The following is a 6,470-nucleotide window of genomic DNA, read 5'->3' as shown; positions in this document are numbered from 1 at the left end:
CTGCGCGGGTAATGCCTGCTGGACCGAATTAGCAAAAGGAAACGAAATGCTGAAAGTATATCTATCAGGTGAAATTCATACCGATTGGCGCGAGCAAATTATTGCAGGTGCGAGCGGCTTGGACATTTCCTTTTCTTCGCCGGTTACGGATCACGGTGCGAGCGATGATTGCGGTGTCGCGATTATGGGGGCCGAGCCGAACAAATTCTGGCACGACAACAAAGGCGCAAAGCTCAACGCGATCCGCACACGCAAAGGTTTGGCTGATGCTGATGTTGTCGTTGTGCGCTTCGGTGAAAAGTACAAACAGTGGAACGCAGCGTTTGATGCGGGGTATGCCGCCGCCCTTGGTAAGTCTTTGATCATCGTCCATGGCGATGATCATCAACATGCTTTGAAAGAAGTAGATGCCGCAGCGCTTGCCGTATGCGATGATCCCAAACAGGTCGCTGAAATTCTGCGATATGTTTTGACTGGTGAATTGCCAGCATAAAGATTTGCTGAACATCCACGGGAAGTTCTCAACCACGTCTCACCACGTGGTTGAATTTTTTGAGGGTCGGCCAAAGGTCCCCAAAAGCGAGCTCACATTTTTTCCATTTTCGCTCCAAAAATGACGAAAACGTGGAAATTGTCCCATAAAAAAAGTGACAGAACTATGCGACTTGCCCATAGTGCGCCTGCGCAAACGCTATAGAAAAATAAGCGCACTCAAAAGGGAAACGGGACTTAGAGGGACCAATCATGATCAAAGAATTCAAAGACTTCATCGCCAAGGGCAATGTCATGGACATGGCTGTTGGTATCATCATCGGCGCGGCTTTCACGGCGATCGTTACATCGTTGGTTGGCGACTTGATCAACCCAATCATCAGCCTCTTCATGGGCGGTATCGATTTTGCAGGTCAGTACGTTCTGCTTGGTGAAGGTGAGTACGGCTCCATCGGCGCAGCTGAAGAAGCGGGCGCAGCGGTCTTCGCATACGGTCGTTTCATTATGGCGATCATCAACTTCCTCATCATCGCATTCGTGGTGTTCATGCTGGTTAAAGCAGTGAACAAAACGAAGAAGGCTGAAGTTGAAGAAGAAGCACCAGCAGAGCCAGCAGGCCCGACGCAAGAAGAGCTTCTTGCAGACATCTTGGCAGCTCTTAAGAAGTAATCTTCCCTTTTTGGGATGTTAGGAAGGCCCGCCAATTTGGCGGTCCTTTTGTGTTTAAGTCTTCAGTGCGAGTTGCGGTGAAATCACGTCGATCCCGAGCGCTTTGCCCACCTCAAAATATGTGAGTTGGCCCGAATGGACGTTCAGACCGTTCAGCAGATGCGCATCCTCTTCGCAGGCTTTGCGCCACCCTTTGTTCGCGAGTGCAAGCATGAAAGGCATGGTCGCATTTCCCAAAGCTATCGTAGACGTCCGCGCAACAGCGCCGGGCATATTCGCGACGCAATAGTGCATGATGCCATCAACGTCGTAGATAGGGTCGTCATGCGTGGTGGCGCGAGAGGTTTCGAAACAGCCGCCTTGATCGATTGCGACATCGACGATGGCTGCGCCTGTTTTCATCGTTGAAAGTTGGGCGCGTGACACCAATTTGGGTGCCTCCGCACCGGGGATCAAAACGGCGCCAATGACCATATCCGCCTCGGCAACCAATTCGGCGGTATTGCCAGCGCTGGCGTAGCTGGTCTTGAATACACCTCGATAGGTATCATCGAGATACCGCATACGCGGGAGGGATCGATCAAGCACAGTGACATCCGCGCCCATGCCCGCTGCGATCCGCGCAGCTTGTGTGCCAACGACACCGCCGCCAATGATGGCGATTTTCGCGGGACCAACACCCGGAACGCCGCCCAAAAGTACACCTCGACCACCGTTTGCTTTCTGTAAAGTCCACGCACCGACCTGCGGAGCAAGGCGCCCCGCGACTTCCGACATCGGCGCGAGCAATGGAAGGCCACCGTTTTGGTCTGTTACGGTTTCATAAGCAATTGCAGTGCACCCTGATGCCAAAAGGTCCTTCGTCTGTTCTGGATCAGGAGCAAGGTGCAAGTAAGTGAACAGCAACTGACCTTCGCGCAGCATTTTGCGCTCGACTTGCTGGGGTTCTTTAACCTTTACGATCATATCGGCTTGACTGAAGACGTCGCTCGCCTCGCCAACAATTTCAGCGCCCGCTTGGATATAGTCCTGATCTTCAAAGCCAGCGCCGATACCAGCGCCTGTTTGGATCACGACACTATGGCCGTTTGCAACAGCCTCGCGCGCGGCGTTGGGCGTCATGCCAACGCGGAATTCCTGTGGTTTGATTTCTTTTGGGCAGCCGAGTTTCATGGTCGGATATCCTCCGTTGCGATATGCGATTAGCTTGGCGCGCATTGTCAGCAAGAGGTTTGAAAAAACGCCTGTCGTCTTGCGCAATTTTGCAAGATACTTCGAAAATCAGCAGATCACTCGCAAGGATGTCTCGTCAATGAGTCTTGATTCAATCGATAAACGTATTCTTGAAGCCCTTCAGAAGAGCGGGCGAATGTCGAATGCGGCTTTGTCGGAAGCCGTGAACCTGTCTGCATCCGCCTGTCATCGACGGGTGCAAAGGTTAGAAGCCGATGGGTATATCCGTGATTATGTGGCGCTTTTGAACGCCCGCAAGATGGGGGTGCCGTCGACCGTTTTCGTGGAAATTACCCTGCGCGCGCAAGCGGACGATGTGCTTGATGCCTTTGAAAAGTCAGTCGCGCGCATTCCTGATGTGTTGGAATGTCACTTGATGGCGGGTAACGCAGACTACCTGCTCAAGGTTGTGGCCGAGAGTACAGAAGATTTCGCGCGCATTCATCGCCAGCATTTGTCTCGATTGCCCGGAGTTGCCCAGATGCAAAGCTCGTTTGCACTGAGAACGGTGTTTAAAACGACGGCATTGCCTGTGCTTTGACGCGGCTGAATTGACACAGAGCCGCGAAGGAATGGTTTGCCTTACGCTGCCAGACTAGCTCGAAACGTGCAAAAGCCTTACACCTCAGAAGCCTTTGAAGGCCTAGGATAGGGTGATCGAAATGAGCCGAGTTCAAACCGCATTTGCTGTTGCATGTTTTAGCGTGCTCACGCTTGTTCCGATGGATGCGCTTGCCGAAGGCAAAGCGCGCCTTGGGTATGGGCGTTTGATCAACAATGATTTTCTAGGTGATCTCAAGGATCGGGGACAAACCGGATCATATGTTTCAAGCCGGATCTATGGAAAGTCGTGGAACGGAAGCTTGCCAAGCCGTGCGGGTGAAATTCTAGAGTTTCGTCTGCAGGCGGATATTAAATCCCCGGATAATCTGGTTAATCCCGCCGTTGGCGATCGCCCGTTTGCTGGATCGATTACACTGGGCTTACATACGCATTATGAGCAGTCGGGTTACGAAATCGCTTTAGGGGGCGAGGTCGTGGCAACAGGCCCGCAAACGCGGTTGGATCAGTTCCAGACAGCCTTTCATGATGGGATCGGCGTCGCTGGACCCTCCGCGGCGACACGCGCTGCGCAGATCGGTGACAACTTCTTCCCGGGCGTTGTAGTAGAAATGGCGCGACCTTTTAAGCTGGGAGCGCGTTCTCAAGTTCGCCCCTTTGTAGAGGCCCGAGCAGGCGTTGAAACGCTTATTCGCGCCGGTGTGGATTTTGAGATTGGCCAGCTCACACAAAGCGACCTGATGGTACGAGATGGTATCACAGGACAGAGATATCGCACGATTGTAACCGAAGAAACGGGTGTTGCTTTCGTTCTTGGCTTTGATACGGCCTTGGTATCAGAAAGCGCCTACCTTCCCAGTAACCTTGGCTTTACACTAACGGATCAGCGCGACCGTGCACGCGCCGGCATTCATTGGTCTTCAAACAAAAGCCATGGCTTCTTTGGCGTGACCTATCTCGGTCGGGAATACACGAGCCAAGCAAGTGAACAAGTTGTGGGTTCTATTCGCCTATCGCTCAAGTTCTGAGACATTCTGGCCACAATCCCTAGATGCACTTCATCTAATTCTTCCAAGCGTTGAATTCGTTTGTTAACGTTTTGGTAATAAAAAAAGATTGAGGCAGAGCTAGAGTATGAAAACGGGCTTTCGAGGCGCGTTTGTCATTTCCTGGTCGCAAACACAGTTAGACGGTATGGGGGCGGTTCCACTGCAGTCCCTTGATGTAGGTACAGCTTGGGCTTGGACCGGCGACGCAATTCGCGTTGACGGACCATCCAAATTGTTGCGATTGGACGGGGCAGACGGGGATGCGAATATTCGCAATCGCGCCGCAAAAATGGTGCGCAAATTGGTTGGCATCGCGCTGACGGATGGCAGTCAACTAGACGATATTGATGATGATCATCCGATACGCGATAGCAGCTTCGTTGTGACCGATGGCGCGCAGAGCTATACGATTACAGTGATCGAAGTGGGCAATGGAAAGCCTCCATTGTTAATGTTCGTTGATCAAATTCCACCAAAAAACAAAGATCTTTGGGTTGTGCATCACACAATCGATGTGCGCGCCGCCGATACAGTGTCCGTGTCTTCGGGCGGTGTGATTTGCTTTACCCCTGGCACAATGATTGCGACGCCAATTGGGCCTCGATTGGTTGAAGAACTGCGCGAGGGCGATAGGCTCGAGACACGTGACAGCGGGCCACAAGAAATTCAATGGATCGGTGCGCGTCGAATGAGTGGTGCGCGTTTGTTCGCAATGCCTGAGCTTCGCCCCGTGCGAATATCGGCGGGCGCGTTGGGGCTAGAAGCGCCAGAGCAGGAATTTCTCGTCTCGCCACATCATCGCATGTTGGTGCGCGGCGATGTTGCGCGGGATCTCTTCAATACGCCCGAAGTGTTGGTTGCGGCCAAGGACATGGTGAACGGGTCAACCGTTACCGTTGATCGGCATGTGAAAGAGGTGAGTTACATTCACCTAATGTTGCCAAGTCATCAAATCGTTATGGCGAATGGCGTGGAGAGTGAAAGTTTCCATCCTGCATCGACAGCTTTGTCGACCATTCCGGAGCTGGACAGAACGCGATTGGCAGACGTGAATTCTGATTTGATCGCTGATCCGGATAGCTATGGTGGCTATGCGAGACGCATTTTGTCCCAATCCGAGGCGGCAATCCTCGCACACGAAGCGGCTTGATCTCATTGTGCGCCCTTAACGGGCGCGCAGTTTTAGCCCTCCCACGGGAGGGCTGATTGGCGCAAAGTACAAATGTTTGAGTGTTAGCTTGCGTCTGCATTGCGGGCGATGACCGCATTTAGAATGGCTTTGGCATTCTCGCTGGACCAGTCAGCATCACCGCGAAGGCGCGCGATTTCTTGACCGTCTTCGTTAAGGATAACCGTGATCGGTAGCCCAAGAACGCCCATGTCACGCGCAATCTTCTGTTTTGGATCGCGGTGGAGCGGGAGATTATCGACACCGATTTGGGCGAAGAACTTTTTCATTGCGGGCGGCGCGTTACGCCCGGTGGCGAGAGTGACGACCTCGAAGTTGTCGCCGCCCAATTCGGTTTGCAATTCACTCAACATCGGCATCTCGTGACGGCAAGGCGCGCACCAAGTCGCCCAAAAATTGAGCAAAACGACTTTGCCCTGATGATCGCTTAACAGGCCTTCGCTCCCATCATCTTTTAGGTAACTTTGCGTTGAAACTGGTTTTGCTTCACTGTGGAAGTTCAATTTCTTCATATCGCCGTCGCGCATCGCGGCAATTTCGCTCAGATCGGCGTGGGCAAGGTTTGCACCCATCAGCAGAGCGGTATACAGGATTGCAGCAATACGTTTTCTCATTTTCCCTCCAAGGGTAGGCTCATGACCAATTCTTCTTCAAACCAAATGTGGGGCGGCCGGTTCGCTGCTGGACCCGATGCGATTATGGAGGCAATTAATGCCTCAATCGGGTTTGACAAGCGAATGGCACGTCAGGACATCGACGGTTCTCGCGCTCATGCGGCGATGCTCGCCGCACAAGGTATCATTACAGATACTGATGCGGAGGTCATTCGTGAAGGGCTGCTCACGGTCTTGTCAGAAATTGAAGCAGGAACGTTTGAATATTCAGCAGCGCTTGAAGATATTCACATGAATGTTGAAGCGCGCCTGAAGGAAATCGTTGGTGAACCCGCAGGGCGTTTGCATACGGGGCGTTCGCGCAACGATCAGGTTGCGACGGATTTCAAACTCTGGGTGCGGGATCAATTTGATGCGGCTGAAGGCGCGCTTTTGTCCCTGATCGGTGGTTTGCTCGATCAAGCGGAAGCAGGCGCCGATTGGGTAATGCCCGGTTTTACGCATTTGCAAACGGCGCAGCCTGTGACCTGGGGCCATCACATGATGGCGTATGTTGAGATGCTCGGGCGTGATTTATCCCGTGTGCGTGATGCGCGTGCGCGAATGAACGAAAGCCCATTGGGCGCAGCGGCGCTAGCGGGCACATCTTTCCCGATTGATCGC

At 52.9% G+C, this 6,470-nt stretch carries 8 protein-coding genes; 6 read left to right on the top strand and 2 right to left on the bottom strand.

The genetic code is table 11. The features are described 5' to 3' along the window. Window positions 1-46 precede the first annotated feature (46 nt). A complete protein-coding gene (locus ABJQ89_RS08845) occupies window positions 47-493 on the top strand; it encodes a YtoQ family protein (protein WP_348495886.1) in 447 nt (148 codons plus the stop codon). A gap of 251 nt (window positions 494-744) precedes the next feature. Beyond that, the gene (mscL, locus tag ABJQ89_RS08840) at window positions 745-1,161 is read left to right on the top strand and encodes a large conductance mechanosensitive channel protein MscL (protein WP_348495885.1); all 417 of its coding nucleotides are present in this window, start codon (window positions 745-747) and stop codon (window positions 1,159-1,161) included. A 54-nt stretch (window positions 1,162-1,215) separates the two neighbouring features. On the opposite strand, the gene ald is transcribed toward mscL, so the two are convergent. Continuing rightward, on the bottom strand, window positions 1,216-2,334 hold the full coding sequence (ald, locus tag ABJQ89_RS08835) for an alanine dehydrogenase (RefSeq protein WP_348495884.1): 1,119 nt from the start codon (window positions 2,332-2,334) through the stop codon (window positions 1,216-1,218). 139 nt (window positions 2,335-2,473) lie between these two features. On the opposite strand from ald, the gene ABJQ89_RS08830 reads away from it, so the two are divergent. The 3 genes from ABJQ89_RS08830 to ABJQ89_RS08820 all read left to right on the top strand — a co-directional run bounded on the left by ABJQ89_RS08830 (window position 2,474) and on the right by ABJQ89_RS08820 (window position 5,154). Beyond that, window positions 2,474-2,935 carry an Lrp/AsnC family transcriptional regulator gene (locus ABJQ89_RS08830; protein ID WP_348495883.1) on the top strand — a complete coding sequence of 154 codons (462 nt, stop codon included), beginning with the start codon at window positions 2,474-2,476 and terminating at the stop codon, window positions 2,933-2,935. A 121-nt stretch (window positions 2,936-3,056) separates the two neighbouring features. Beyond that, window positions 3,057-3,983 (top strand): lipid A-modifier LpxR family protein, encoded by a 927-nt coding sequence (locus tag ABJQ89_RS08825; protein WP_348495882.1) that lies wholly within the window; start codon window positions 3,057-3,059, stop codon window positions 3,981-3,983. Window positions 3,984-4,089: 106 nt separating this feature from the next. Continuing rightward, a complete protein-coding gene (locus ABJQ89_RS08820; protein WP_348495881.1) occupies window positions 4,090-5,154 on the top strand; it encodes a Hint domain-containing protein in 1,065 nt (354 codons plus the stop codon). Window positions 5,155-5,237: 83 nt separating this feature from the next. Here the strand turns inward: ABJQ89_RS08820 and ABJQ89_RS08815 are convergent, their stop codons facing one another. Then, complete coding sequence (locus ABJQ89_RS08815) at window positions 5,238-5,807, bottom strand: TlpA disulfide reductase family protein (protein WP_348495880.1); 570 nt, start codon at window positions 5,805-5,807, stop codon at window positions 5,238-5,240. Window positions 5,808-5,828: 21 nt separating this feature from the next. Between ABJQ89_RS08815 and ABJQ89_RS08810 the strand changes: the two genes are divergently transcribed. Further along, the coding region (locus ABJQ89_RS08810; RefSeq protein ID WP_348495879.1) for a lyase family protein at window positions 5,829-6,470 on the top strand (642 nt) is incomplete at its 3' end.

The sequence above is a fragment of the Planktotalea sp. genome, assembly GCF_039984035.1.
Taxonomy (GTDB): domain Bacteria; phylum Pseudomonadota; class Alphaproteobacteria; order Rhodobacterales; family Rhodobacteraceae; genus Planktotalea.
Note: the sequence above shows the minus strand (reverse complement) of the source record. Positions and strands in the feature narration are given on the sequence as shown.

Coding starts and splice junctions, on each gene's coding strand:
- ald (WP_348495884.1), bottom strand. CDS start 2,334: ATGAAACTCGGCTGCCCAAAAGAAATCAAACCACAGGAATTCCGCGTT.
- ABJQ89_RS08825 (WP_348495882.1), top strand. CDS start 3,057: ATGAGCCGAGTTCAAACCGCATTTGCTGTTGCATGTTTTAGCGTGCTC.
- ABJQ89_RS08830 (WP_348495883.1), top strand. CDS start 2,474: ATGAGTCTTGATTCAATCGATAAACGTATTCTTGAAGCCCTTCAGAAG.
- ABJQ89_RS08815 (WP_348495880.1), bottom strand. CDS start 5,807: ATGAGAAAACGTATTGCTGCAATCCTGTATACCGCTCTGCTGATGGGT.
- ABJQ89_RS08820 (WP_348495881.1), top strand. CDS start 4,090: ATGAAAACGGGCTTTCGAGGCGCGTTTGTCATTTCCTGGTCGCAAACA.
- mscL (WP_348495885.1), top strand. CDS start 745: ATGATCAAAGAATTCAAAGACTTCATCGCCAAGGGCAATGTCATGGAC.
- ABJQ89_RS08845 (WP_348495886.1), top strand. CDS start 47: ATGCTGAAAGTATATCTATCAGGTGAAATTCATACCGATTGGCGCGAG.